A 25,281-nucleotide genomic window follows, 5' to 3' on the forward strand; every position below is an offset into this window, starting at 1 on the left:
CGATCGCGGCCGATTCCGAGTTGAGAGCGGAGGTGCACCCCGAGTCGTCGCGATCCGAATCCGAGGTTATCCGCCTTGCCGAATTCCGCCACTCCACAAGCGTGGCGGGTGTTTTCCGTCACGATAACAACAAGCAGGTGACGCATGTCCCGTGAAAAACCGAAGAACCTCTGGCAATCCCGCTGGGGCTTCATCCTCGCTGCAACCGGCTCGGCCGTTGGCCTGGGCAACATCTGGAAATTCCCCTACATCACCGGCGAGTACGGTGGTGGCGCCTTCGTGCTGATGTACCTGGCGTGCATCCTCGCCATCGGCATCCCGGTGATGATGACCGAGATCGCCCTCGGCCGCCGCGGCCGCGGCAGCCCCATCGATGCTATCGCCCGTGTGGCCCGCGAGAACGGCAGCCATCCGCTGTGGAAAGGCGTCGGCGGCATGGCCATGCTCTGCGGCTTCATGATCCTGTGCTTCTACGTGGTGGTGGCCGGCTGGGCCTTCGCCTATACGTGGAAGATGCTCGACGGCTCGCTGGCCGCCACCAGCGTCGACGCGCTGGCCGGCGTGTTCGAGGCGCATAACGCCAGTCCCTGGCAGCTGGGCGGCTGGAGCATCGTGGTCTCCCTGCTGACCATCTGGATCGTCGGCAAGGGCGTGCAGGCCGGTGTCGAGAAGGCTTTCCGCTGGATGATGCCGGGCCTGGCGGTGATGCTGCTGGTGCTGGTCGGCTACTCCTGGACCAGCGGCAGCTTCAGCCAGGGCTTCGACTTCCTGTTCTCCTTCGATGCCTCGAAGATCACCGGCGAGGCGCTGCTGGCCGCCCTCGGTCACGCCTTCTTCACCCTCAGCCTGGCCTCGGGCGCGATCCTGACCTACGGTTCCTACCTGCCGGACGGCCAGTCGATCACCCGCACCTCCATCGTGGTCGCCATCGCCGACACCTGCGTGGCGCTGCTGGCGGGTCTGGCCATCTTCCCGGTGATCTTCGCCAACGGCATGAGCCCGAGCGCCGGCCCCGGCCTGATCTTCATGAGCCTGCCGCTGGCCTTCCAGCAGATGCCGCTGGGTAGCCTGTTCGGCGTGCTGTTCTTCGCCATGGTCTCGGTCGCCGCGCTGACCTCGGCCATCTCGATGATCGAGGCCGTGGTCGCCTACCTCAACGAGAAGCACGGCATCAGCCGCGGCCGCGCCGCCATCGGTTCGGGCGCGGTGCTGCTGGTGATCAGCCTGCTGGCCATGTTGTCGTTCAACGTCGGCGCCGAGTGGAAGCTGTTCGGCACCACCCTGTTCGACGGTCTGGACTACATCACCTCGCGCTGGATGATGCCCTTGGGCGGCATCCTGATGGTGATCCTCGCCGGCTACTGCCTGCGCAGCGACATCATGCGCGACGAGCTGCAGCTGCCCAATGCCGGCTACGCCCTGTGGCTGTTCATGGTGCGTTACGTCAGCCCGGTGATGATCGTCATGGTGTTCCTGCACGCCCTCGGCTGGCTGGGCTTCGACCCGCTGGAGCGCTGGTACTGGATCGCCGGCGCCATCGGCACCCTGGCCATCCTCGGCGAGCTGTTCGCCCCGCGGGTACGCCTGGAGTTCGCCGCGCGCTGATCGGCGCAGCCTGGCTCCCCTGGCGGGCCCGCCCGCCAGGCACACGCGCAAACGCCCCGACTGGTTCGGGGCGTTTGCATTTCCGGGGTTCGGCTTGCCGCCAGGCGTGAAGGGCGGCGGGCTTGGCCGTGAGTGCGGCGGTGCCCGGCCGGCGAGGGGGACGATGCGCGCAAGGAAACGCGGTGCGGGGTGTTACCGGGCCAGCATGGCGTAACGGCCGCTGGGCGTCCCGGTAACGGAAAAGCCCCGACGGTAGCTCGGTTTCTGAGGATGTGTTTTTTAAGCTATTGATTTAAAAGGATATTTTAAAGTTGGCATGCCGCCTGCTTTGTTTATGGCACAACAAAAACAAGAACGCTGAACCCCCACAACAAAAACAACACGTACCGACTCCATAACAACAAGAACAACAGGATGGAGGCGCAGCAAACCGATTCTTTTGGAGAGGAGTTGCCCGCAAGGGTTCTCCATCGACCGGACCGAGAACGATAAAACTGCCCCGAGGCAGCGCCAGTACCGGTTGAACCCGCGAGCGTGCGGCAATATCAGCGTCCAAAAGAATATGTTTGCTCTTGAGGTCCCGACCTGGGACTACCACCGGGCCACTGGCCCGGGCGGGCTGCCAAAAACAACAACAAGCCCGTCAGCACAACAAGAACAAAGCACGACCTACTCGAAAGGGGAGCCCACGGGCTCCCCTTTGTGCTGTCTGGGTTTCCCGTTCCTGCGCCCATCCTGCGACCTGCGCTGGCGGCGTAGCGTTCGCGCGCGTGGTTCACGGCCCGCATGCGGACCCGTGATGCAGCAGCGCGTGCGAGTACAGTGTGGCCGGGCGCCGGCTGGCGGATCTGTCTGGCAACGCCCCGGACTGTAGCGGAAGCGACCCGCAGCGGACGGATCGGGGGATGCGCCGAGCGAGGGAGCCAGCCGGTGGGAAGAGGGGAACAGCGGGGCGTCGGCGCGCCCCGCTGGAGGGGGTCAGTCGCAGACCCGGGCGATGGCGGCGGCCAGATCGCCGAGGCGGCGGCCGTTGAGGCCGGCGATGTTGGCGCGGCCGCGGCCGACCATGTACACGCTGCATTCCTCGCGCAGGCGGCGCACCTGCTCGATGGACAGGCCGGTGTAGGAGAACATGCCGCGCTGGCGGGCGATGTGGGCGAAGCGCTCGGCCAGACCGAACGGCTGCAGGGCCTCGACCAGGCCATGGCGCAGCTGCAGGACGCGCACGCGCATCTGCTCCAGCTCGGTCATCCACTGCGCGCGCAGGCCGGCGTCGCCGAGCACGCTGGCGACCACCGCGGCGCCGTGCGAGGGCGGCGTCGACCACAGGTTGCGGGCCAGCGAGGACAGCTGGCTGCGCACGTCGAGCAGCTTGTCGTGGCTGTCGGCACAGACGAGCAGCGCACCGGTACGCTCGCGGTACAGGCCGAAATTCTTCGAGCAGGAGCTGGTGACCAGCAGCTCGGGCAGCTCGGCGGCGAACAGGCGCACCGCCCAGGCGTCCTCGTCCAGGCCGTCGCCGAAGCCCTGGTAGGCGCAGTCGATCAGCGGCAGCAGCTCGCGGCGGCGGACGATCTCCAGCACCTGGCGCCAGTCGTCCTGGGACAGATCGAAGCCGGTCGGGTTGTGGCAGCAGGCGTGCAGCAGCACCACGTCGCCCACCGGGATGCGCTCCAGCGCGGCGAGCATGGCTTCGACGTCGAGGCGGTTGTCGGCGCCGACGTAGGGGTAGTGCGCAACCTGCAGGCCGGCCTCGGCGAAGATGCTCTCGTGGATCGGCCAGGTCGGATCGCTCAGCCAGATGCCGCGACCGGGCAGGCAGTGGCTGAGGAAGTCGGCCGCCAGGCGCAGGGCGCCGGTGCCGCCGGGAGTCTGAGTGGCGCCGGCGCGTTGTCCGGCGAGCAGCGGCGAGTCGTTGCCGAGCACCAGCGCCAGCAACTGCTGGCCGAACTCGGGGTCGCCGTGGCCGTTGCTGTAGATCTTGGTGGTCTCGCAGGACACCAGGCGCTGCTCGGCCTGCTTCACCGCCTGCATGATCGGCGTGTGGCCGGCGTCGTCCTTGTAGACGCCGACGCCCAGGTCGAGGCGGGCCGGGTTGGGATCGCGGCGGTAGGCCTCCATCAGGCCGAGAATGGGATCATCGGGCACGCGGGCGACGGACTGGAAATGGCGCATTGACGTTCCTCTGCACGGGCGGCCGGCGCTCATGGCGCGGCCGGTTCTTGGAGTTATGGAGCGTCATGGATACCGCAGGGCGGACCGGCGCGGGCGGCAATTGCGGCTGCCGGAGCCGCGGGTATTTCACGCCTGCGTAAGGATTCCGTTACAAATCGCGCACAAGGTGCGCATCAGGCGGCTTTCTGGCTCTTCCGTTGCCGACGATCGTCAAATATTCTTGACGCAAGAATGCGCCCGCGGGCGCCTCCGTCCCTGTGACAAGTACAACAGGCTCTCCCCCATGCGCCTCAAGGTCCTCTGCCAGAACCGCGTCGGCATCCTGCGCGACATCCTCAACCTGCTGGTCGAGTACGGCGTCAACGTCGCCCGCGGCGAGGTCGGCGGCGAGCAAGGCAATGCCATCTTTCTGCTCTGCCCCAACCTGATCAACCTGCAGTTCCAGTCCCTGCGCCCCAAGCTGGAAAGCATTTCCGGGGTGTTCAACGTGCAGCGCGTCGGCCTGATGCCCAGCGAGCGGCGCGCCCTGGAGCTCAACGCACTGCTCGGCGCCCTGGAGTTCCCGGTGCTGTCGGTGGACATGGCCGGGCAGATCGTCGCCGCCAACCGCGCCGCCGCGCAGCTGCTCGGCGTGCGCGTGGACGAGGTGCCGGGCATCGCCCTGTCGCGCTACACCGAGGACTTCGACCTGCCGGCGCTGGTGCGCGCCAACAAGGCGCGGATCAACGGCCTGCGGGTCAAGGTCAAGGGCGACGTGTTCCTCGCCGACATCGCCCCGCTGCAATCCGAGGGCGAGGAGAGCGAGGCGCTGGCCGGCGCGGTGCTCACCCTGCAGCGCGCCGACCGCATCGGCGAACACATCTACAACGTGCGCCGCCAGGAGCTGCGCGGCTTCGACAGCATCTTCCAGAGTTCCAGGGTACTCGCCGCCGTGGTCCGCGAGGCGCGGCGCATGGCGCCGCTGGATGCGCCGCTGCTGATCGAAGGCGAGACCGGCACCGGCAAGGAGCTGCTGGCGCGCGCCTGCCACCTGGCCAGCCCGCGCGGCAAGGCGCCGTTCATGGCGCTCAACTGCGCCGGCCTGCCGGAGTCGATGGCCGAGACCGAGCTGTTCGGCTACGGCCCGGGCGCCTTCGAGGGCGCCCGTCCGGAGGGCAAGCTCGGCCTGCTGGAACTGACCGCCGGTGGCACCCTGTTTCTCGACGGTGTCGGCGAGATGAGCTCGCGCCTGCAGGGCAAGCTGCTGCGCTTCCTGCAGGACGGCGGTTTCCGCCGGGTCGGCAGCGACGAGGAGGTCTATCTGGACGTGCGGGTGATCTGCTCGACCCAGCAGGACCTGTCCGAGCTGTGCGCGCGCGGCGAGTTCCGCAGCGACCTCTACCACCGCCTCAACGTGCTGTCGCTGCACATTCCGCCGCTGCGCGAGTGCCTGGACGGCCTCGACGCGCTGGCCTCGCACTTCATCGACCAGGCCAGCCGGCAGATCGGTTGCCCGCTGCCGCAGCTCGCCCCGCGCGCGCTGGAGCGCCTGCGCCACTACCAGTGGCCCGGCAACGTGCGCCAGCTGGAGAACGTGCTGTTCCAAGCGGTGTCGCTATCCGACGGCAAGCTGATCAAGCCCGAGCACATCCGCCTGCCCGACTACGACGCTCCGCAGCCGCTGGGCGCGTTCAGCCTGGATGGCGGCCTCGACGAGATCGTCGGCCGTTTCGAGAAGGCGGTGCTGGAAAGCCTGTACCACGACCACCCGAGCAGCCGTCAGCTCGGCAAGCGTCTGGGGGTGTCGCACACCACCATCGCCAACAAGCTGCGCCAGTACGGGATCGGCGCGGAGAAGGGCTAAGGCCATCGGCGTCCACGCGGTCAGGGATGGCCTGCTGCCCTGCGGACTTTCCTTCAGCGCCGGGTCTTTGCCCTGCGATACGAGCCGCGCTCGATCGCGATGTGGCAGCCGGCGCAGTTGGCGGGGCTTCTCACCGCCCCCTGGGTGAACGCATCTGCGCCGACCTGGCGGTGTCGGCGTCCGAACCAATCGGTCTGGGTGATTCGCGGTTGCCTGCCGGCTGTGATCTCCCCTTGCAGGGGGAGATGATTGTTGCTGGAGACCAGCATCAGGAACCCGCGGATCTTCTCTTCCTCGCGCGGCCCCAGCGCGACATTCACGCCGAAGTGGTTGTCCAGGGTATCCATGTGCGCAGCCCAGGCTGCGCCGGGTAGCAGGCCCGGAGGGAAGGCCATGTGGCAGCCGCTGCATTCGCGTCGCCATAGCTGCGCGGCATCCGCGGCAATGGCTGGTGTGATCGGCCGCTGGTTCTTGCCACTCCCAGAGCCTGTTGCAGGGGGGAGTTCGCTGCCCGCTGCCAGTGTGAGTGGGCTGCAAAGGCCGAGCAGCAGCGCGATGCCGAATCGTTTCATGGCGGACTCTCAGATAGCGGTGAGGCGCTATCCTGCGCAGTCTCGCTGAATCCACCCTTAAAACGTGTGGCTATTGCGCTGGCGGTCATCGGCGGCATCGGACCGTCAGGCCGATGCCGCCGACAAGCCGCTGCACCCGGATGGATGGAGCGGCTGTCCAGCGTCACACCCCCTCAGTCGAACACGATGCCCTGGGCCAGCGGCAGCTCGCGCGAGTAGTTGACGGTATTGGTCTGCCGGCGCATGTAGGCCTTCCACGAATCCGAGCCGGACTCGCGGCCGCCGCCGGTTTCCTTCTCGCCACCGAAGGCGCCGCCGATCTCCGCGCCGCTCGGGCCGATGTTGACGTTGGCGATGCCGCAGTCGCTGCCGGCCGCGCTCTGGAAGGCTTCCGCCTCGCGCACATCCGTGGTGAAGATGCACGAGGACAGGCCCTGCGGCACCTCGTTATTGAGGCGCAGCGCCTCGTCGAAGTCGCGGTAGCTCAGCACGTAGAGGATCGGCGCGAAGGTCTCGTGGCGCACCACCTCGCTCTGCGCCGGCATTTCCACCAGCGCCGGCGCGACGTAGTAGGCGTTCGGGTACTGCTCGGTCAGCTGGCGTTCGCCGCCGAACACCTGGCCGCCCTCGTCGCGCGCTTTGACCAGCGCGTTCTGCATGGCCTCGAAGGCCTGCCGGTCGATCAGCGGGCCGACCAGGTTGCCATGCAGCGGGTGGCCGATGCGCACCTTGGCGTAGGCGGCCTTGAGGCGGGCGACTATCTCGTCCTTGACCGACTCGTGGGCGATGAGGCGGCGCAGGGTGGTGCAGCGCTGGCCGGCGGTGCCGACGGCGCTGAACAGGATGGCGCGCACCGCCATGTCCAGGTCGGCGCTGGGCGCGAGGATCATCGCGTTGTTGCCGCCCAGTTCGAGGATGCAGCGGCCGAAGCGCGCGGCGACGCGCGGGGCGACCTCGCGGCCCATGCGGGTGCTGCCGGTGGCGCTGACCAGCACCACGCGCGGGTCGGCGACCAGCGCCTCGCCGGCGTCGCGGTCGCCGACGATCAGCTGGCTGAGGCCGGCCGGGGCGTCGCCGAAGGCCTTCAGTGCCTTGTCGAACAGTGCCTGGCAGGCGAGGGCGGTCAGCGGGGTCTTCTCCGACGGCTTCCACAGCACGGCGTTGCCGCACACCAGTGCCAGGGTGGCGTTCCACGCCCACACGGCGACCGGGAAGTTGAAGGCGCTGATCACGCCGACCACGCCCAGCGGATGCCAACTCTCGCGCATGTGGTGGCCGGGACGCTCGGAGGCGATGGTCAGGCCGTACAGCTGGCGCGAGAGGCCGACGGCGAAGTCGCAGATGTCGATCATTTCCTGCACTTCGCCCAGGCCTTCCTGGGTGATCTTGCCGGCCTCCCAGGAGACCAGCTCGGCCAGCTCGGCCTTGTGCTCGCGCAGTACCTCGCCGAACAGACGCACCAGCTCACCGCGGCGCGGCGCCGGCACGCTGCGCCAGCTCTCGAAGGCGGCCTGGGCGGCGGCGATCTTCGCCGGCACGCTGGCGGCCGGCTCCAGCGCCACGGCGCCGATGCGGCTGCCGTCGATGGGGCTATGGATGACGTGGCTGCCCTGGTTGGCGGCCTCGGCGCTGACGCCCAGTCGGCTGAGAAGATGCTCGACCATGATTGGCTCCTGTCGCAGGATTGTTGGAATTTGGCCTCCCGGTCAGTATCGATCCGCCTCTCGCGGGCTCACAAGCGAGGGTTTTTCGCCTTATCATTCCTTTATTTCATGACTCGCTACTCGTCACCGAGAATCCCATGTCCAAACGTCTGATGCCGTCCATGACCGCGCTGCAGTGCTTCGAGGCGGTCGCGCGCCACCTGAGCTTCACCCGCGCCGCCGAGGAGCTGCACCTGACCCAGAGCGCGGTGAGCAAGCAGGTCGCCCAGCTCGAGGACATGCTCCAGCACCTGCTGTTCCGCCGCATCCGCCGCCGCCTGCAGCTCACCCCGGCCGGCGAGCTGTACCTGGCCGAGGTCAACAAGATCCTCAACCAGGTGGCGATGTCCACCCACTACATCCTCTCCTACGGCGGCAACACCGAGGTGCTCAAGGTGGCGACCCAGCCGACCTTCGGCGCGCGCTGGCTGATTCCGCATCTCAAGGGCTTCGGCAAGGCCAACCCGAACATCCACCTCGACCTGCGCAACGTGCTGGAGCCGTTCGACCTGCTGGAGGGCAAGGCCGACGTGGTGTTCTTCTTCGGCCAGGGCACCTGGCCGGGCGCCGAGTGCATCGAGCTGTTCGGCGAGACCATGGTGCCGGTGTGCGCGCCGGACCTGTTCGCCGGCGGCATCGCCAGTCCCGAGCAGCTCGGCGAGCAGGTGCTGATGCAGTGCGTGTCGCGCCCGGAGGCCTGGCACGACTGGTTCGACAGCCTCGGCCTGCAGACCAGCCACAGCTACCACGGCCCGCGCTTCGAGACCTTCTACATGTGCATCCGCGCCGCCCAGGCCGGCTGCGGCGTGGCGCTGGTGCCGCGCTTCCTGGTCGAGGACGAGCTGAACGACGGCAAGCTGGTGATCGCCTGGGACCACGAACTGCCGAGCGGTGGCAAGCACTTCATGGCCTACGCCGAACACGCTGCCGAGGTGCCGAAGATCCGCGCCTTCGTGAAGTGGATTCGCGGGCAGCTCGACGCCGCGTAGGGTGCGCCGCGCTCACCGGGATGACGGGCCGGGTGAGTCGGTCTCGTAGGGTGCGCCGTGCGCACCATGAAGCCGGTGGCCTCTTGCGGTGCGCACGGCGCACCCTACGGAACACTCCTGCGCTGGCTGCGGGGCTGGTGGACAAGGCTGCGCCGTTGTCCACCCTACGGATTGATCCTGCGCTGGCAGGAAAAAAAGGAATAAAACAGCGATTTTTTTTCGTTTGCCGCCCGCCGGCCCTTGCCGATTTCATGGTGCGCACCACCAGTCCTTGCGGAGCAGCGCGCCATGCCGTCGACCCACGTCAGCCAGTCCCTGGCCATCGTCCACCCGATCAGCCTCAGCCACGGTCGCAACGCCGAGGTCTGGGACACCCACGGTAAGCGCTACATCGACTTCGTCGGCGGCATCGGCGTGCTCAACCTCGGCCACTGCCATCCGCGCATCGTCGAGGCGGTGCGCGAGCAGGCCGGGCGGCTGACCCACTCTGCGTTCAACGCGCTGCCGCACGAGGGCTATAACCAGCTGCTGGATGCGCTGGCGCGCTTCGTGCCGGTGTCCTACCGGCTTTCGGGGATGCTCACCAACAGTGGCGCCGAGGCCACCGAGAACGCCCTGAAGGTCGTCCGCGCCGCCACCGGGCGCGGCGCGGTGATCGCCTTCGACGGCGGCTTCCACGGCCGCACCCTGGCCGCGCTCAACCTCAACGGCAAGGTCGCCCCCTACAAGCAGAAGGTCGGCAGCCTGCCCGGCCCGGTCTACCACCTGCCGTACCCCAGCGCCGACAACGGCGTCAGCGTGGAGGTCGCCCGCGCCGCCATGGAACGCCTGTTCAGCGTGGAGATCGACGTCGAGGAAGTCGGCTGCTTCATCCTCGAGGCGGTGCAGGGCGAGGGCGGCTTCCAGGCGCTCGACGCCGGCTTTGCCCAGTACCTGCGGCGCTTCTGCGACGAGCGCGGCATCGTACTGATCGTCGACGAGATCCAGTCCGGCTTCGGCCGCACCGGCCAGCGCTTCGCCTTCTCGCGCCTGGGCATCGAGCCGGACCTGCTGCTGCTCGGCAAGAGCATCGCCGGCGGCCTGCCGCTCGGCGCGCTGGTCGGCCGCCCGGAGCTGCTCGATGCGCTGCCCAAGGGCGGCCTGGGCGGCACCTACTCGGGCAACCCGCTGGCCTGCGCGGCGGCGCTGGCCACCCTGGAGCTGATGAGCGACGCTAACCTGGCGACCTGGGGCGAGCGCCAGGAGCAGTGCATCCTGCGCCACTTCCGCGCCTGGCAGGACAGCGAGCTGGCCCCGGCGCTGGCGCGCCTGACCGGCGTCGGCGCCATGCGCGGCATCGAGCTGCGCAGCGACGACGGCGGGCCGGGCAGCGAGCGCCTCGCCCGCCTGCTGGCCAATGCCCGCGAGGCCGGCCTGCTGCTGATGCCGAGCGGCAAGCACCGCCACATCGTCCGCCTGCTGGCGCCGCTGACCGCCGAGGAGGCGATCCTCGACGAAGGCATGGCGATCTTCGGCCGCAGCCTTGAAGCCAGTCTCTGAATCCCGCCCGTAGGGTGCGCCGCGCGCACCACAAGCCCGCAGCCGTAGTCGCCCCCGCTTGGCCGATGGTGCGCATGGCGCACCCTACGCGCGTCGAGCTGCCTGCGAATCCGCTTCACGAGGACGCGGGTCTTCGGCACCTCGGCGCTGTGGTCGGGGCAGACCATGCCGTGCTTGCCGCCGCTGGTGATCGTAGGGTGCGCCGCGCGCACCACAAGCCCGCAGCCGTAGTCGCACCCGCGTGGCTGGTGGTGCGCATGGCGCACCCTACGCGCGTCGAGCTGCCCGCGAATCCACTTCACGAGGACGCGGGTCTTCGGCACCTCGGCGCTCTGTTCGGGGCAGGCCATGCCGTGCTTGCCGTCGCTGGTGATCGTAGGGTGCGCCGCGCGCACCACAAGCCCGCAGCCGTAGTCGCACCCGCGTGGCTGGTGGTGCGCATGGCGCACCCTACGCGCGTCGAGCTGCCCGCGAATCCACTTCACGGAGGCGCGGGTCTTCGGCACCTCGGCGCTGTGGTCGGGGCAGACCATGCCGTGCTTGCCGCCGCTGGGGATCGTAGGGTGCGCCGCGCGCACCACAAGCCCGCAGACGTAGTCTCACCCGCGTGGTCGATGGTGCGCATGGCGCACCCTACGGATGACTTTCAGAATTCCGCAGTGGAATGAAGTTCAGAGATTTTGTCGTTTGAGCGGCAGAGCAGTCCTCAACAGAATGAACTCGTAGGGTGCGCCATGCGTACCAGCGAGGGGCCAGAGGTGCGCACGGCGTACCCCACGGGCCGCAGCCGCTTTCCAGGAGTGCAGTGCGATGAACCAGAATGCCTTTGTCAGCCCGGATGCGATCCGCGCGCGTTTCTCCCTGGCCATGTCCGCCATGTACCAGAGCGAGGTGCCGCTGTACGGCGAGCTGCTCGACCTGGTAGGGCGGATCAACCGCGAGGTGCTGGCAGCCGAGCCGGCGCTGGCCGAAACGCTGCGCGAGAATGGCGAGCTTGCGCGCCTGGCCGAGGAGCGCCACGGTGCCATCCGCCTGGGCAGCGCTGCGGAGCTGGCGACCATGGCGCGGTTGTTCGCGGTGATGGGCATGCAGCCGGTGGCCTACTACGACCTGAGCTGCGCCGGCGTGCCGGTGCACGCCACCGCGTTCCGCGCGGTCGACGAGGCCTCGCTGGCGCACAGCCCGTTCCGCGTGTTCACCTCGCTGCTGCGCCTGGAGCTGATCGACGACCCGGCGCTGCGCGCGCAGGCCGCCGAGATCCTCGCCGGCCGGCAGATCTTCACCCGCCAGGCGCTGCTGCTGATCGAGCAGTGCGAGCGCGCCGGCGGGCTGACCGAGGAGCAGGCCGGCGTGTTCATCCGCGAGGCGCTGCAGACCTTCCGCTGGCACCGCCAGGCGCGAGTCAGCGCCAAGGCCTACCAACAACTGCACGAGCAGCACCGGCTGATCGCCGACGTGGTGGCCTTCCCCAACCCGCACATCAACCACCTGACCCCCTGCACTCTGGACATCGACGCCGTGCAGGCGGCGATGCCGGCGCGCGGCATGGCGGCCAAGGAGCTGGTGGAAGGCCCGCCGGCGCGGCGTTGCCCGATCCTGCTGCGCCAGACCAGCTTCAAGGCGCTCGACGAGGCGGTGCAGTTCGCCTGCGGCACGCCGGGTTCGCACAGCGCGCGCTTCGGCGAGGTCGAACAGCGCGGCGCCGCACTGACCGCGCGTGGTCGCGCGCTCTACGACCAGCTGCTCGCCGCCGCCCGCGAGCGCTGTCAGGGCGTGCCGGCAGCCGATTACCCGCAGGCCTACGCCCAGGCGCTGGTCGCCTGCTTCGCCGACTTCCCCGACGACTACGATCAGCTGCGCCGCGAGGGGCTGGTGTTCGGCCGCTACCGGGTCACCGAGGAAGGCCGCGCCGCGCGCCGCGAGGGCTGTCTGGCCAGGGATCGCGAGGCCCTGCTGGCGGCCGGCCAGTTGCACTGGGAGCCGCAGCGCTACGAGGACTTCCTGCCGGTCAGCGCGGCGGGCATCTTCCAGTCCAACCTCGGCGGCAACACCCGCGGCGCCTACGACCAGAGCGCCAACCGCGCCGAGTTCGAGCGCGCCCTCGGCCGCCCGGTGCTCGACGAGCTGGCGCTCTACGCCCGCGTGCAGAACGTCTCGCTGCAGGCCTGCGCGCAGGAACTGGGCATGCCGCTGGCGTAGATGCTGCCGCGCGTCATCCGCACGCGGCTGGCAGCTACGCGCGGCGGCAAGACCGCGCCCGCCAAGTGACTTGCCGGCCGCTCGCGGCCATTCACATCGCCTGTTTACCCGCTCCCCGGTCGCCTCCGTGCGCCGGGGATTTTTTGTTTTGCGGGCGCGGTAATTCGCCGCCTGATCAGTAGTTTTTGGAATGGAAAGCGTCGTTCTTTTCGTTTGAGCGGTGCGCGTGGAGTTGCTTTCATCGGGGCGTGACCAAGGCCATCGCGCCGGCCGCCCCGGACCGGACGCGAGACAAGAACAACAAAGGTGTAGCCATGCAAGCATCCGCCCCCGCCCTGGAAATCCGCGACCTGCACAAGCGCTACGGCGAGCTGGAGGTGCTCAAGGGCGTCTCGCTGACGGCCCGCGACGGCGACGTGATCTCCATCCTCGGCTCCTCCGGCTCCGGCAAGTCGACCTTCCTGCGCTGCATCAACCTGCTGGAGAACCCCTGCAAGGGCGAGATCCACGTCGCCGGCGAGCAGCTCAGGCTGAAGACCGCCCGCGAGGGCCATCTGGTCGCCGCCGACCCCAGGCAGATCAACCGCCTGCGCAGCGAACTGGGCTTCGTGTTCCAGAACTTCAACCTGTGGCCGCACATGACCATCCTCGACAACGTGATCGAGGCGCCGCGCCGCGTGCTGGGCCTGTCCAGGGCCGAGGCCACCGAGCGCGCCGAGGCGCTGCTGGCCAAGGTCGGCATCGCCGACAAGCGCCACTGCTACCCGAGCCAGCTGTCCGGCGGCCAGCAGCAGCGCGCCGCCATCGCCCGCACCCTGTGCATGGAGCCCAAGGTCATCCTGTTCGACGAGCCGACCTCGGCGCTCGACCCGGAGATGGTCCAGGAGGTGCTCAACGTGATCCGTGCGCTGGCCGAGGAGGGCCGCACCATGCTGCTGGTCACCCACGAGATGAACTTCGCCCGCCAGGTTTCCAGCGAGGTGGTGTTCCTCCACCAGGGCCGCGTCGAGGAGCAGGGCACCCCGCAACAGGTCTTCGACAACCCGCAGTCCGCGCGTTGCCAGCAGTTCATGTCCAGCAATCACTGATCGGAGCGCCAACCATGCATGACTACAAGAAAGTGCTGCTCGTCGCCGCCAGCGTTCTCGGCCTGCTCGGCCAGGCGGTCGCCGCCGACAAGCTGAAGATCGGCACCGAAGGCGCCTACCCGCCGTTCAACCTGGTCGACGCCCGCGGCAAGGTCGGCGGCTTCGACGTGGAGATCGCCGAGGCGCTGTGCGCGCAGATGAAGGCCGACTGCGAAGTGGTCACCTCCGACTGGGACGGCATCATCCCGGCGCTCAACGCCAGGAAGTTCGACATGATCGTCGCCTCGATGTCGATTACCGACGAGCGTAAGCAGGCGGTCGACTTCACCGACCCGTACTACACCAACAAGCTGCAGTTCATCGCGCCCAAGGGGGCCGAGTTCAAGACCGATGAAGCCAGCCTGAAGGGCAAGGTGATCGGCGCGCAGCGCGCCACCATCGCCGGCACCTGGCTGGAGGACAACCTCGGCGACGTGGTGCAGGTCAAGCTCTACGACACCCAGGAAAACGCCTACCTGGATCTGGCCGCCGGGCGCGTCGACGGCGTGCTGGCCGACAAGCTGGTCAACTGGGAGTGGCTGAAGAGCGAGCCGGGCAAGGGCTTCGAGTTCAAGGGCGAGCCGGTCTACGACAACGACCGCATCGGCATCGCCCTGCGCAAGGGCGACGCCGAGCTGCGCGAGAAGCTCAACCACGCGCTGCAGGCCATAGTCGCCGACGGCACCTACAAGCAGATCAACGACAAGTACTTCCCGTTCAGCATCTACTGACGGGCCCGCGCCCGGCTGCGGCCGGGCGCACCTGCAGGCGAGGGTGACAAGCATGTTTCTCGATTTGCACGGTTTCGGTCCCGCCCTGCTGGCGGGCACCTGGATCACCATCCAGCTGGCGCTCTGCTCGCTGGCCGTCGGCCTGGTGCTGGGTCTCTGCGGCGCGCTGGCCAAGACCTCCAAGTACCCAGCGCTGCAGTGGCTGGGCTCCAGCTACTCGACCCTGGTGCGCGGCGTGCCCGAACTGCTCTGGGTGCTGCTGATCTACTTCGGCAGCGTCAGCCTGATGCGCGCCCTGGCCGACGCGCTGGGCATGGACAGCCTGGAGCTCAGCCCGTTCGCCGCCGGCGTGCTGGCGCTGGGCCTGTGCTTCGGCGCCTACGCCACCGAGGTGTTCCGCGGCGCCATCCTGGCCATTCCGAAAGGGCAGTGCGAGGCCGGGCAGGCGCTCGGCCTCGGCACCTGCGCCATCCTCTGGCGGCTGATCCTGCCGCAGATGTGGCGCATCGCCCTGCCGGGCCTCGGCAACCTGTTCATGATCCTGATGAAGGACACCGCGCTGATCTCGGTGATCGGTCTCGAGGAGATCATGCGCCACTCGCAGATCGCGGTGACCGCCAGCAAGCAGCCGTTCACCTTCTACCTGATCGCCGCCTGCATCTACCTGTGCCTGACCATCGTCGCCATGAGCAGTCTGGCGCTCATGGAGAAGCGCGCCGCACGCGGCTTCCGGAGGGCCTACGCATGAACTGGGAACTGATGATCAAGTGGACGCCGCGCCTGCTCGAGGGCGCCTGGCTGACCCTCGAACTGGTGGCCATCGCCGTGCTGGCTGGCCTGCTGCTCGCCATCCCGCTGGGGCTGGCGCGCAGCTCGCGGCACGCCTGGGTGCGCGCGCTGCCCTACGGCTACATCTTCTTCTTCCGCGGCACGCCGCTCTTGGTGCAGCTGTTCCTGGTCTACTACGGCATGGCCCAGTTCGAGGCGATCCGCCAGAGCGCGCTGTGGCCGGTGCTGCGCGATCCCTACTGGTGCGCGGTGATCACCATGACCCTGCACACCGCGGCCTACATCGCCGAGATCCTGCGTGGCGCCATCGCCGCCATCCCGCCGGGCGAGATCGAGGCGGCGCGGGCGCTGGGCATGTCGCGGGTGCAGACCGTGCTGCACATCGTCATGCCGCGCGCGGCGCGCATCGCCCTGCCGGCCTACAGCAACGAGGTGATCCTGATGCTCAAGGCCAGCGCGCTGGCCAGCACCATCACCCTGCTGGAGCTGACCGGCATGTCGCGCACCATCATCGCCCGCACCTACCAGCCGGTGGAGATCTTCCTGATGGCCGGGGTGTTCTACCTGCTGGCTTCCTATGCGCTGGTGCGCATGTTCCGTCTGCTGGAGCAACGCCTGCGCGTGGAGCTGTGCCAGGGCCGTTGAGTTGAGCGTGTGGTGCTTGGCATCGTCAGCCGCGAGCCGGCGCGATGCCCTTGCCCGGTCGCCGCGAGGCGGCCGGGTTTTTCTGTGTGGTGGCCGCGCTCGGGCACTCGCATGCCGCCAATATCCCGGCCTGTAGGGGCGAATTCATTCGCCTTGAGAGGGTGTGCTGGCGAATGAATTCGCCCCCACAACGGATCGACCAGGCTCGGAAGCCATCCATGCGATTGCCGCCGGGAGCGCCCCCGGCGACCGCAAGCCGGCCCGGCCGTTTGTTAAGATGCCCCTTTCCCGTTTGCGATGATTTGCCGATGACCGAGCTCACCAACATCCGCCTCGACGAGATCGACCGCCAGCTGATCGCCGCCCTGCAGGTCGACGCCCGCGAGAGCGCCGCCATGCTCGCGCGCAAGCTCGGCATCGCCCGCACCACGGTGATCTCGCGCATCGCCCGCCTGGAGAAGAGCAAGGTCATCACCGGCTACGGCGTGCGCCTCGGCCAGCGCGTGCTGGACGGCGGCCTGCAAGCCTACGTCGGCATCACCCTGCAGCCGCGCTCGGGCAAGGAGGTGCTGCGCCGCCTGAGCAACATGCCCGAGGTGCAGCAGCTGTGTACGGTGAGCGGCGAATTCGACTTCGTCGCCTGGCTGCACGCCGAGACCCCCGAGCGCCTCGACCAACTGCTCGACGAGATCAGCGCGGTGGACGGGGTGGAGAAGACCAACACCTCGATCATCCTCTCCACCAAGATCGACCGCGGCGGCCGGCTGTAGCGGTCACTCCTGCGCTTTTTCGTCTTCTGCCCAGCGCCAACGGCCGGCGCCGGGCATGTCGCGCGGTGCTTCGGCAGCTACTCCCGGGTTTTCTGCGTGGAAGTACAGCACCGAGTCAGGCATGACCCCGAGGACAAACGGGGGAAGTCGAAACCGGCAAGGGCGGCGGCCGCATTCGTCTGGGATGCAGGTGCGCTCCCGATTGTCTTTCCAGCGCGTGTCGCGCTAATCTCGACGCCAGCCGAATCTCTCTTGCAGAAGGACTTGCTGCCATGGTGTATAACCGCCAAATCCCACCAAACCACTTCCGAAAAGCGCATTTCAGAGCACTCTGGACCTCAAGGGCTGGAATGTTATCCACCAGTCCCGTTCGGGATGTTATACGCTATTTGGTGGCTATTTATAGTTAGAGCTAAAAGCATGGAAGCAATCCTAGATTTATACATCGCAGTCAGATCAAACTTTCCCGAAATCACTGCGAAAGCTGATCGCGAGCATGTTCGGCTTTGGGGCGAGTTAGATGCTGAGTTTGCATGCTCTTGGTTCACCAGCCTTGCCAACGCTCTCAACGCAGAGATGTGTAAAGGTACAAATCCTGAGCGCCACGCAAAGCTATTCGCATTCATCAGCAGTAGCCTTGAAAATGGTTCCAATGAAATTCACAGCTGTATCGATGTTTCATTCACTGAAAATCTGTTTTGGCAGGTGCCAGCCGAAAAGGCAGCGCCCTACTGGCAGGTATTACCTGAGCCGCTCAAAGATTTCTACATAGGGTTCCATCATCGTGTACCGCTCTAATATACGGTACAAGCCGTTCGCTTCGCTCACTGGGGCAGTCAAACGCTACGCGCTTGCCTGCCCCTTAGCCTGAACGTTAGCACCAACAAGGAGTTGAGCCCCAGGTGTTCTCAGGACAAGAAGCAAAAGAACTAATAATCAAAGCAAGCAACTGCTGGCTATTCCCTGATTTCACAAACAAATTAACTTGGTATATAGCCATCCTTGGGGGAGCCATTCTGGCAACCCCAACAGCCTTTAAAGAAATATTCTGCAACTTCTTAGTGGATACATTTAACCTTAATAGTGGCAGCCATTTCACCCTCGCCGAGCTTCAAGCAAGCACTGTTGAGCCACTAACGGGTTTAGGATTGATTGCTCTCGCCCTAATACACAATTTGGCCAACAAATTTCTTACACAAAAAGCATCAGAATTTGCCCTCGAAGACAGCAAAAAACGACAACGGGTTGATACCCACCTCTTCCAGAAATTCCTTGATGACTTCCCTTCTAATGGTTACACCATTCCATTTCTACGAGATCACGACTTAGGCGGGACATACCACGACAGAAGCCTTACGGATATCAATAAATTCGTAGACTCTTGGGATGATGTTGAATATCACTTTCTCGACAAAGAGCTCGAAGAGAGGCGCGCAGATCTGTGGCAAAAATGTCGTGCTTTTACTTATCTTCTAGCTATGCACTCATATGATATTCATGGCGGACCTATGTTCTCTTGCATTCCTGATGCTTACAAAGGCGCATGGAACTACCCTGAGCACGTGGAGCAAAAACTGAGAGAGCTAAATGAAAAAGCCACAGAATGCTACGAACTGCACCAGGCCTTTATCATGTTTGCCAGACAGAAGCTAAAATGCTAACAAGTCGTATATGGACTCTCCCCCACAAGTAGTGAGCAAAGCCTTGCCAACCCTGTCGTCAGTGCGGTTGCATTCGTATATCCGGCCTTCGCTGGGCGTTGCCGCCCGGCCACTCTGTAGTTCGTGCAGCGGGGGCCAAGCGTTCCATCGATCACGGGTATCATGATTGTTATCGGCCTTGCTCCGTTGCAGGACTCGCCTGTTCCGACAGTGTCGCTGTTCACCACTGCCACAAGAAAACCTGCTCCTGCTTACACCGGCCCGCCGTCAGGCGGGCTTGCTGCTCTGCCAGTCGCCGCTGAGGATGGCTCGATCAATCTTCAAGAAAATGCAATGCCTGTGATGAGGGGATCATTGCCATGAAGCTACTGCCACAAGAAGGGAAATGCCCGCACTGTCAGTCGGTCATAAGTATCAGAGGTCTGCGGAAAGTCCCTTTCGCCGGATCGCTGAGGTGGTACGAGCTGACGCCGGCGTCAAAGCAGGCCTGCCCGCAGTGCAACCGCCTGGTCAGGAACACCATGGCCGACTCGAAGTGGCTTTGCTTGCCGTTCGCCATGCTGTTTATGGTCATTGGTTGTATCTTTCTGGAAGTGAAGCTGTCGTTCCTGGCGCAGCTTTCCGCCATTGCATTTTGTGCCGTGGGCGTACACATGGCCATGCGCTCGGGGCGGTTTGTATCTGATGAGTGAGGCGGCGAATAGCGTGCCTGGGGTTTCAATATGATTCTTGGGCGTTGCCACCGCCAACCGGTAGTTCGCGGGGAGCCAGCATCCGAGTGATCCGTGTGGTAGACGGGCGGCCAAGGCCGCCCGTTGTGTTTCAGCGCCCTTGCAGCGCCTGCTCGCGGATCTGGTCGAGGCTCTGGCGCGGCGTCAGCGCCTGCGGGTCGACGCGGATTTCCAGTAGCGCCGCCTTGCCGGCCGCGCGGGCGCGGGAGAAGGCGCCGGGGAAGTCGGCGGTGTGCTCGACCACCTCGGCGTATAGGCCATAGGCCTGGGCGAGGGCGGCGAAGTCCGGGTTGTGCAGCGCGGTGCCGCTGACCCGGCCGGGGTAGTGGCGCTCCTGGTGCATGCGGATGGTGCCGTACATGCCGTTGTTGACCACGATGAAGATCGGCCGCGCGTCGTGCTGGATGGCGGTGGCCAGTTCCTGGCCGTTCATCAGGAAGCAGCCGTCGCCGGCGAAGCTCAGCACCGTGCGCTCGGGCGCGGCCAGCGCGGCGGCGATGGCGGCCGGCACGCCGTAGCCCATCGAGCCGTTGGTGGGTGCCAGCTGGGTGCGGAAGCGCGGGTACTGGTAGAAGCGGTGCAGCCACACCGCGTAGTTGCCGGCGCCGTTGCAGAGGATGCTGTCCTCGGGCAGGTGCTCGCGCAGCCAGGCGATGATCCCGCCCATCTGCACCGGGCCGGGCGAGGGCGGGCAGTCGAGGTTGGCGCGGTAGTGCTGGTTGAGCTGCTCGATCCACTCGGCGTGGCGCTGCGGCTCCACCGCCGGCAGTTCGGCGGCCGCGGCGGCGAACGCGGCCGGGTGGCTGGCGATGGCCAGCGCCGGCTGGTAGACGCGGCCCAGTTCCTCGAGCCCGGCGTGCACGTGGATCAGCGTCTGCCGCGGGGTGGGGATGTCCAGCAGGCTGTAGCCGCTGCTGCTGACCTCGCCCAGGCGGCTGCCGACCACCAGCAGCAGGTCGGCCTGCTGCACGGACTCGCGCAGCTCGGCGCTGGCGGCCAGGCCCAGGTCGCCGGCGTACTGCGGGTGGCGGTTGTCGAACAGGTCCTGGCGGCGGAACGATAATGCTACCGGCAGGCGCTGGCGCTCGGCGAAGGCGCGCATGTCGGCGACCGCCTCGGCCGTCCAGCCGCCGCCGCCGAGCACCAGCAGGGGACGCCGGGCCTGCTCCAGCAGCGCCTGCATCTCGGTGAGCTGGGCGGGCGCCGGGTGGCTGTCGATGCGCCGGCTGGGCAGGGCGTCGGCCACCTCGACCACGTCGGTGAGCATGTCCTCGGGCAGTACCACCACCACCGGGCCGGGGCGGCCGCTGATGGCGCGCTGGAAGGCCTGGGCGAGCTGCTCGGGCAGTCGACGGGCATCGTCGATCTGCACCACCCACTTGGCCAGCGGGGCGAACATCTGCCGGTAGTCGACCTCCTGGAAGGCCTCGCGGCCGAGCTGGTCGCGGGCCACCTGGCCGATGAACAGCAGCATCGGCGTGGAGTCCTGGAAGGCGGTGTGCACGCCGACCGAGGCGTTGGTGGCGCCGGGGCCGCGGGTGACGAAGCAGATGCCCGGCTGGCCGGTGAGCTTGGCGTGGGCCTCGGCCATGTAGGCGGCGCCGCCTTCCTGGCGGCACACCACCAGGTCGATCCTTTCGCGGGCATCGTGCAGGGCGTCGAGCACCGCCAGGTAGCTTTCGCCGGGCACGCAGAAGGCGCGCTGCACGCCGTTGAGCAGCAGGGCGTCGACCAGGATCTGGCCGCCGCTGCGAGGTTTGATGACTGAATTCACTGATCGCTCCTCGGAAACGAAGCGGGCGCCGCTGAGGCGCCCGCGAGTGGCTGGTTACTGCGCCGCCTGCTGCGGCTTGAGGAACTTCGGGTTGGAGTTGCCCCACACCGTGTAGAGGTCGGCGAGCAGGGCATCGTTGAATTCCTCCAGCTCGCCCTGGGTGATCTCCGCGTCGCCCTGACGGCCGAACAGCACCACCTCGGCGCCCGGATGCACGTCGGGGATGGCGGTGACGTCGACCATCAGGGTGTTCATCGACACCTTGCCGACCACCGGCGCGCGGTGGCCGTTGATCAGCACGGCGGCCTTGTTGGTGAACAGGCGGCGGTAGCCGTCGGAGTAGCCGACCGAGATGTTGGCCAGGCGCGAGTCGCGGGTCAGGGTGTAGGTGCCGTCGTAGCCGACCTTGTTGCCGGCCGGGTACTCGTTGACCGAGGCGACCCGCGACTTGAAGTTCATCACCCGCTGGTACTGGGTGTGGCTGGGCACGGTGTCGCCGTACAGGGCGCCGCCGGGGCGGACCATGTCGAGGTGCGCCTCGGGCACCTCGAGAGTGGTGAAGGAGTTGGCGCAATGCAGCAGCAGTTGGCTGCGCTCCAGCCTGCCGTGCTTGATCACCCAGGCGGATTCCTCCTTGAACTTCTCCAGGCCCTTGAGCACCTCGGCGCGGTCCTCGACCGGGAAGTGGGTCATGATTCCGGCGACCTTGAGGCCCGGCATGTTGACGATGTCCACGGCGGCCAGCTTGCCTTCGGCGGTGCTCATTTCCAGGCCGTTGCGGCTGATGCCGGCGGAGTTGAGGCCGAGGTGGATGCGCAGGGTCTTGCCCTGGGCACGCGCCGCCGCGGCGACCTTTTCGGCGAACTCCAGGTCGCCGACCAGCTCTTCCATGTCGTAGCGCATGGCGTCCTGCACTTCGCCGAGGGTGGCGGTGCGGACACGCATCAGGCGGCCGCCGAAGCCGTTCTCGCGGACGATGCGCGCTTCCTCGTTGCTGGCGACGCCGATGCAGGGAATGCCGCTGGCGATCACCGAGGGCATCAGCAGGTCGATGCCGTGGCCGTAGGCGTCGGCCTTCATCACCGCACAGATCTGCGTCCTGGCGCCGACCTGCTTCTTCAGTTCGGCGATATTGTGCTCGAAGGCGACCTTGTCGATCTCGATCCAGGCGTTGGCGGCCTGCGCCGTGGCGCTGGCGGCGTCGGCGGCGGCGCTGGCGTTGATCAGGGTGGGTGCGGCCTGGCCGTGGCCGGCCAGCAGGGCGAGGGTTACCGCGACGGCGAGGGTGCTGCGCTTGAACATCCTTGAATCTCCTTGGCGTTGTTCTTGTCGGAGCGGGGCATGCTGGTGCGTAGGGCCCGCAGGGTGCGCGCGGCGCAGCCCATCCCCCGGGGCGCCGTACGCCCCCTGCGGGTAAAACGAAGAGTGAAAACGGAACCTGCCCGCGAGCGCGGGCAGGTGGTCAGGCTCAGGCCGCTTCGCGGGCTTCGTCGGTCTGCTCCTCGTAGGCCTTGCCGAAGCGGTTGGCGAGGAAGTCGTCGAGGGACACCTGCTCCTGGCTGATGAAGCCGGACTGCGGCAGGCGCTTCTCGCGGAACAGGTCCAGGGCGGCGCAGATGCCGGCGGCGGTGGTGATCTGGATGGCGCTGGTCAGGCGGCCGCCGCGCACGTCGGCGAAGATCTTGCGGCTGAACACTTCCTGCACCAGCTTGCCGTCCTTGAGGCCGTTGACGGTGACGAACACCAGCACCACGTCCTGCATGGTGCTCGGCACGGCGCCGCGCAGGATGTCCTTGAGCTTGTCCTGGTTGCCGGCCAGACGCAGGTCCTCGAGGAGGAACTTCATCAGGTCGCGGTGGCCCGGGTAGCGCACGGTCTTGTAGTCCAGGGTCTCGACCTTGCCGCTCAGGGTGTCGCACAGGGTGCCCAGGCCTCCGGAGGTGTTGAACGCCTCGTACTCGACGCCGTCGAGGGAGAAGTGCTCCAGGCCTTCCAGCGGCTGCACCAGTTGCAGGCGGCCGTTGCGGATCGCCTCGCACGGATGGCAGTACTCGTTGACCAGGCCGTCGACGCTCCAGGTCAGGTTGTACTTCAGCGAGTTGGTGGGGAATTCCGGCAGCGCGCCGACGCGCATCTTCACCTCGCGCACGCTGTCGAAGCGGGCGGCCAGCGAGTGGGCGGCGATGCCGATGAAGCCCGGCGCCAGGCCGCACTGCGGCATGAACGCGGTCTTGCTGTCCTTGGCCAGCTCCATGATGGTCTTGGTGGCGTGCACGTCTTCGGTCAGGTCGAAGTAGTGGGTGCCGGTGTTCTTCGCCGCCTTGGCCACGCCGATGGCCATGTGGTACGGCAGGGCGTTGAGTACGGCGTCCTGGCCGGCCATGGCCTTTTCCAGGGCGGCGCTGTCGGACGAATCCAGCTCCAGAGTGGCGATGCCCAGTTCGGCAATGGCGCTCAGGGAACTGCGCTCACGATCGGCGACGATGACCTTGTAGTCGCCGGTGTTGGTCAGCAGTTGCGCGATGGTGTAGCCGATGTGGCCGGCGCCGAGCAGGAGTACGTTCATTGTTGTTGTCTCCGGGTTACTGGTTAGGACGGGAGCCAGTCTAGGAGGGACGTCTGTTCGTCGATAAGACGCAACGTGCTGCGTTTCGATGAATTGATACGACAGAGTGACGAGTCTGATGGTCAATCTGTCGTTTCGGGCGCATCCCGGCGGGATTGCCGGCCTGCCGGCGCCTGCGCCGGCAGGCCGGCGCGCCGGGGTCTGGAGTGGGCGTGCCGGGCGAGCGACGAGGAGCGGCAAAGCGCCGGCTGGGCAAAGAGCGCGGCGGCGCCGGAACGAGGCATCCCGGCCTTGGCAAGGCCGATTCGGCCGGCGCCGGCAAGCAGCCGGGAAACGGATGAATCATGACCATCGTCACCTTTATCTCTGCATTTTTTTCGGATTTGTCGGCATGATCGGGAAATATGGCATCAGTTTGCCATTGTTCCTTACGTCCGGAAGTTGCGTCGCCTGTCGATGTGAAGGACTAGATTCTTCTGTCGTCAAGGCAATGGAGCCGTGATTCCATGTTGATCTCAGCCTGGATTCATTTTTGCCGGCAGATGGATACGCAGACATGCAGTTCCATCGAGGACCTGCTGCAGCGGGCGGGCATCGCGGCCGCGGCGATGCCGCAACCGGCGCGGGGATGTGGCGTGATGATCTTTGCCCAGATCGATGCCGCCTGCCTGGATGTGCTGCGCGCGGCCAGCCACGAAGCCACCGTGCTGGTGATCGTGCTGTGGTCGCGCGACCTGACCACCGAGCAGCTGTGGGCGCTGTTGCACGCCGGCGCCGCGGATGTGCTGGTGTGGCAGGAGTTGCCGGCCAGCATGGAGCCGGTGCTGGCCCGTCTGCAGCGCTGGCAGGTCGTCGAGCAGCTGGCCGAGGAGGTCCGCCAGCGCGGCAGGCTGGTCGGCCAGAGCCAGGCGTGGCGCAGCCTGCTCCGTCAGCTCATCGAGGTCGCGGCGTTTTCGCCGGCGCCGGTGCTGATCATCGGCGAGAGCGGCACGGGCAAGGAGCTGCTCGCCGGCCTGGTGCACGAGCTGGATCCGCGCCGCAGCGCGGCCGAGCTGGTGGTGGTGGACTGCACGACGGTGACCGCGGAGCTGTCCGGCAGCGAGTTTTTCGGCCACGAGCGCGGCGCCTTCACCGGCGCGGTCAACGCCCGCGACGGCGCCTTCGCCCTGGCCAACGGCGGCACGCTGTTTCTCGACGAGATCGGCGAGCTGCCGCTGGCGCTGCAGGCGCAGCTGCTCAGGGTGATCCAGGAGCACCAGTACAAGCGGGTGGGCAGCAACCTCTGGCAGTTCACCGACTTTCGCCTGGTATGCGCCACCAACCGCGATCTGGAGGCCGAGATCCACCGTGGGCGCTTCCGCAGCGACCTGTATTTCCGCATCGCCGGCTGGATCTTCCGCACCCCGCCGTTGCGCGAGCGCCGCGAGGACATCCTGCCGCTCGCCACGCACTTCATCGCCGAGGCGAACCCCGAGCAGCCGGCGCCGGACTTCGACGACGCCGTGCGCGAGTACCTGCTCACCCGCGACTATCCCGGCAACGTGCGCGACCTGCGCCGCGTCGTCGCCCGCCTGCAGCACCGCCATGTCGGGCCGGGGCCGATCACCGTCGGCGATGTGCCCGAGGAGGAACGTCCACGGCAGTTGCCGTGCCGCCAGGACTGCTTCGCCAGCGGCTTCGAGGCGGCGATACGCCAGGCGCTGAGCCTGGGCGTCGGGCTCAGGGAGATCCGCGAGGCGGCGGCGGAGGTGGCCATCCGCCTGGCCATCGAGGAGGCCGACGGCAACCTGCACCGCGCCGCCAGCCGCCTGGGGGTGACCGACCGGGCCCTGCAGTACCGCCGCGCCCACGAGCGCTGAGCC

General features: G+C 66.9%; 20 protein-coding genes. 14 read left to right on the forward strand and 6 right to left on the reverse strand.

Annotation, left to right across the window (positions count from 1 at the left end):
* Positions 1–144: 144 nt before the first annotated feature.
* Complete coding sequence (locus tag BLT78_RS05870; RefSeq protein WP_090348062.1) at positions 145–1,605, forward strand: sodium-dependent transporter; 1,461 nt, start codon at positions 145–147, stop codon at positions 1,603–1,605.
* Between the two features lie 978 nt (positions 1,606–2,583).
* Here BLT78_RS05870 and BLT78_RS05875 read toward each other — a convergent pair.
* A complete protein-coding gene (locus BLT78_RS05875) occupies positions 2,584–3,780 on the reverse strand; it encodes an amino acid aminotransferase (RefSeq protein ID WP_090348063.1) in 1,197 nt (398 codons plus the stop codon).
* A gap of 283 nt (positions 3,781–4,063) precedes the next feature.
* Between BLT78_RS05875 and BLT78_RS05880 the strand changes: the two genes are divergently transcribed.
* Positions 4,064–5,623 carry a sigma-54-dependent transcriptional regulator gene (locus tag BLT78_RS05880; RefSeq protein ID WP_090348064.1) on the forward strand — a complete coding sequence of 520 codons (1,560 nt, stop codon included), beginning with the start codon at positions 4,064–4,066 and terminating at the stop codon, positions 5,621–5,623.
* A 53-nt stretch (positions 5,624–5,676) separates the two neighbouring features.
* On the opposite strand, the gene BLT78_RS05885 is transcribed toward BLT78_RS05880, so the two are convergent.
* Positions 5,677–6,195, reverse strand: a complete 519-nt coding sequence (locus tag BLT78_RS05885) for a hypothetical protein (RefSeq protein ID WP_090348065.1) — start codon at positions 6,193–6,195, stop codon at positions 5,677–5,679.
* Between the two features lie 173 nt (positions 6,196–6,368).
* On the reverse strand, positions 6,369–7,859 hold the full coding sequence (gene amaB / locus BLT78_RS05890) for an L-piperidine-6-carboxylate dehydrogenase (protein ID WP_090348066.1): 1,491 nt from the start codon (positions 7,857–7,859) through the stop codon (positions 6,369–6,371).
* Positions 7,860–7,996: 137 nt separating this feature from the next.
* Between amaB and BLT78_RS05895 the strand changes: the two genes are divergently transcribed.
* The 11 genes from BLT78_RS05895 (at position 7,997) to BLT78_RS21340 (ending at position 19,040) form a co-directional block, all read left to right on the forward strand.
* Positions 7,997–8,887, forward strand: a complete 891-nt coding sequence (locus tag BLT78_RS05895; RefSeq protein WP_090348067.1) for a LysR family transcriptional regulator — start codon at positions 7,997–7,999, stop codon at positions 8,885–8,887.
* A 288-nt stretch (positions 8,888–9,175) separates the two neighbouring features.
* The gene (locus BLT78_RS05900; protein WP_090348068.1) at positions 9,176–10,426 is read left to right on the forward strand and encodes a 2-aminoadipate transaminase; all 1,251 of its coding nucleotides are present in this window, start codon (positions 9,176–9,178) and stop codon (positions 10,424–10,426) included.
* A gap of 810 nt (positions 10,427–11,236) precedes the next feature.
* Entirely contained in the window at positions 11,237–12,625 is a 1,389-nt protein-coding gene (hglS, locus tag BLT78_RS05905; protein ID WP_090348069.1) for a 2-oxoadipate dioxygenase/decarboxylase HglS, read from the forward strand.
* A 314-nt stretch (positions 12,626–12,939) separates the two neighbouring features.
* Positions 12,940–13,713, forward strand: a complete 774-nt coding sequence (locus BLT78_RS05910; protein ID WP_090348070.1) for an ABC transporter ATP-binding protein — start codon at positions 12,940–12,942, stop codon at positions 13,711–13,713.
* 14 nt (positions 13,714–13,727) lie between these two features.
* Complete coding sequence (locus BLT78_RS05915; protein ID WP_090348071.1) at positions 13,728–14,483, forward strand: ABC transporter substrate-binding protein; 756 nt, start codon at positions 13,728–13,730, stop codon at positions 14,481–14,483.
* 52 nt (positions 14,484–14,535) lie between these two features.
* Positions 14,536–15,231: an ABC transporter permease gene (locus BLT78_RS05920; RefSeq protein ID WP_090348072.1), complete on the forward strand. Its 696-nt coding sequence runs from the start codon at positions 14,536–14,538 to the stop codon at positions 15,229–15,231.
* Positions 15,228–15,917: an ABC transporter permease gene (locus BLT78_RS05925; protein ID WP_090348073.1), complete on the forward strand. Its 690-nt coding sequence runs from the start codon at positions 15,228–15,230 to the stop codon at positions 15,915–15,917. The genes BLT78_RS05920 and BLT78_RS05925 overlap by 4 nt, the downstream gene beginning before the upstream one ends.
* Before the next feature lie 308 nt (positions 15,918–16,225).
* Entirely contained in the window at positions 16,226–16,687 is a 462-nt protein-coding gene (locus BLT78_RS05930) for an Lrp/AsnC family transcriptional regulator (RefSeq protein ID WP_090348074.1), read from the forward strand.
* A 420-nt stretch (positions 16,688–17,107) separates the two neighbouring features.
* Positions 17,108–17,485 carry a DUF7674 family protein gene (locus BLT78_RS21335; RefSeq protein WP_157719490.1) on the forward strand — a complete coding sequence of 126 codons (378 nt, stop codon included), beginning with the start codon at positions 17,108–17,110 and terminating at the stop codon, positions 17,483–17,485.
* A gap of 104 nt (positions 17,486–17,589) precedes the next feature.
* Positions 17,590–18,348 (forward strand): hypothetical protein, encoded by a 759-nt coding sequence (locus tag BLT78_RS05935; RefSeq protein WP_090348075.1) that lies wholly within the window; start codon positions 17,590–17,592, stop codon positions 18,346–18,348.
* A gap of 521 nt (positions 18,349–18,869) precedes the next feature.
* Entirely contained in the window at positions 18,870–19,040 is a 171-nt protein-coding gene (locus BLT78_RS21340; protein ID WP_157719491.1) for a hypothetical protein, read from the forward strand.
* Positions 19,041–19,170: 130 nt separating this feature from the next.
* On the opposite strand, the gene BLT78_RS05940 is transcribed toward BLT78_RS21340, so the two are convergent.
* The 3 genes from BLT78_RS05940 to BLT78_RS05950 form a co-directional block, all read right to left on the reverse strand.
* On the reverse strand, positions 19,171–20,853 hold the full coding sequence (locus BLT78_RS05940) for a thiamine pyrophosphate-binding protein (protein WP_090348076.1): 1,683 nt from the start codon (positions 20,851–20,853) through the stop codon (positions 19,171–19,173).
* Positions 20,854–20,907: 54 nt separating this feature from the next.
* Positions 20,908–22,155 carry an alanine racemase gene (gene alr / locus BLT78_RS05945; RefSeq protein ID WP_090348077.1) on the reverse strand — a complete coding sequence of 416 codons (1,248 nt, stop codon included), beginning with the start codon at positions 22,153–22,155 and terminating at the stop codon, positions 20,908–20,910.
* Positions 22,156–22,321: 166 nt separating this feature from the next.
* Positions 22,322–23,419 carry a saccharopine dehydrogenase family protein gene (locus tag BLT78_RS05950; protein WP_090348078.1) on the reverse strand — a complete coding sequence of 366 codons (1,098 nt, stop codon included), beginning with the start codon at positions 23,417–23,419 and terminating at the stop codon, positions 22,322–22,324.
* Between the two features lie 638 nt (positions 23,420–24,057).
* Here BLT78_RS05950 and BLT78_RS05955 point away from each other — a divergent pair.
* On the forward strand, positions 24,058–25,278 hold the full coding sequence (locus BLT78_RS05955; protein ID WP_197673143.1) for a sigma-54-dependent transcriptional regulator: 1,221 nt from the start codon (positions 24,058–24,060) through the stop codon (positions 25,276–25,278).
* Positions 25,279–25,281 lie beyond the last annotated feature (3 nt).

The sequence above is a fragment of the Pseudomonas oryzae genome (assembly GCF_900104805.1).
Taxonomy (GTDB): Bacteria; Pseudomonadota; Gammaproteobacteria; order Pseudomonadales; family Pseudomonadaceae; genus Geopseudomonas; species Geopseudomonas oryzae.

Bases quoted from the DNA above. Each gene is read 5' to 3' on its own strand.
- BLT78_RS05870 (WP_090348062.1), top strand. From the start codon at position 145: ATGTCCCGTGAAAAACCGAAGAACCTCTGGCAATCCCGCTGGGGCTTC.
- BLT78_RS05875 (WP_090348063.1), bottom strand. From the start codon at position 3,780: ATGCGCCATTTCCAGTCCGTCGCCCGCGTGCCCGATGATCCCATTCTC.
- BLT78_RS05880 (WP_090348064.1), top strand. From the start codon at position 4,064: ATGCGCCTCAAGGTCCTCTGCCAGAACCGCGTCGGCATCCTGCGCGAC.
- BLT78_RS05885 (WP_090348065.1), bottom strand. From the start codon at position 6,195: ATGAAACGATTCGGCATCGCGCTGCTGCTCGGCCTTTGCAGCCCACTC.
- amaB (WP_090348066.1), bottom strand. From the start codon at position 7,859: ATGGTCGAGCATCTTCTCAGCCGACTGGGCGTCAGCGCCGAGGCCGCC.
- BLT78_RS05895 (WP_090348067.1), top strand. From the start codon at position 7,997: ATGTCCAAACGTCTGATGCCGTCCATGACCGCGCTGCAGTGCTTCGAG.
- BLT78_RS05900 (WP_090348068.1), top strand. From the start codon at position 9,176: ATGCCGTCGACCCACGTCAGCCAGTCCCTGGCCATCGTCCACCCGATC.
- hglS (WP_090348069.1), top strand. From the start codon at position 11,237: ATGAACCAGAATGCCTTTGTCAGCCCGGATGCGATCCGCGCGCGTTTC.
- BLT78_RS05910 (WP_090348070.1), top strand. From the start codon at position 12,940: ATGCAAGCATCCGCCCCCGCCCTGGAAATCCGCGACCTGCACAAGCGC.
- BLT78_RS05915 (WP_090348071.1), top strand. From the start codon at position 13,728: ATGCATGACTACAAGAAAGTGCTGCTCGTCGCCGCCAGCGTTCTCGGC.
- BLT78_RS05920 (WP_090348072.1), top strand. From the start codon at position 14,536: ATGTTTCTCGATTTGCACGGTTTCGGTCCCGCCCTGCTGGCGGGCACC.
- BLT78_RS05925 (WP_090348073.1), top strand. From the start codon at position 15,228: ATGAACTGGGAACTGATGATCAAGTGGACGCCGCGCCTGCTCGAGGGC.
- BLT78_RS05930 (WP_090348074.1), top strand. From the start codon at position 16,226: ATGACCGAGCTCACCAACATCCGCCTCGACGAGATCGACCGCCAGCTG.
- BLT78_RS21335 (WP_157719490.1), top strand. From the start codon at position 17,108: ATGGAAGCAATCCTAGATTTATACATCGCAGTCAGATCAAACTTTCCC.
- BLT78_RS21340 (WP_157719491.1), top strand. From the start codon at position 18,870: ATGGCCGACTCGAAGTGGCTTTGCTTGCCGTTCGCCATGCTGTTTATG.
- alr (WP_090348077.1), bottom strand. From the start codon at position 22,155: ATGTTCAAGCGCAGCACCCTCGCCGTCGCGGTAACCCTCGCCCTGCTG.
- BLT78_RS05950 (WP_090348078.1), bottom strand. From the start codon at position 23,419: ATGAACGTACTCCTGCTCGGCGCCGGCCACATCGGCTACACCATCGCG.
- BLT78_RS05955 (WP_197673143.1), top strand. From the start codon at position 24,058: ATGATCTTTGCCCAGATCGATGCCGCCTGCCTGGATGTGCTGCGCGCG.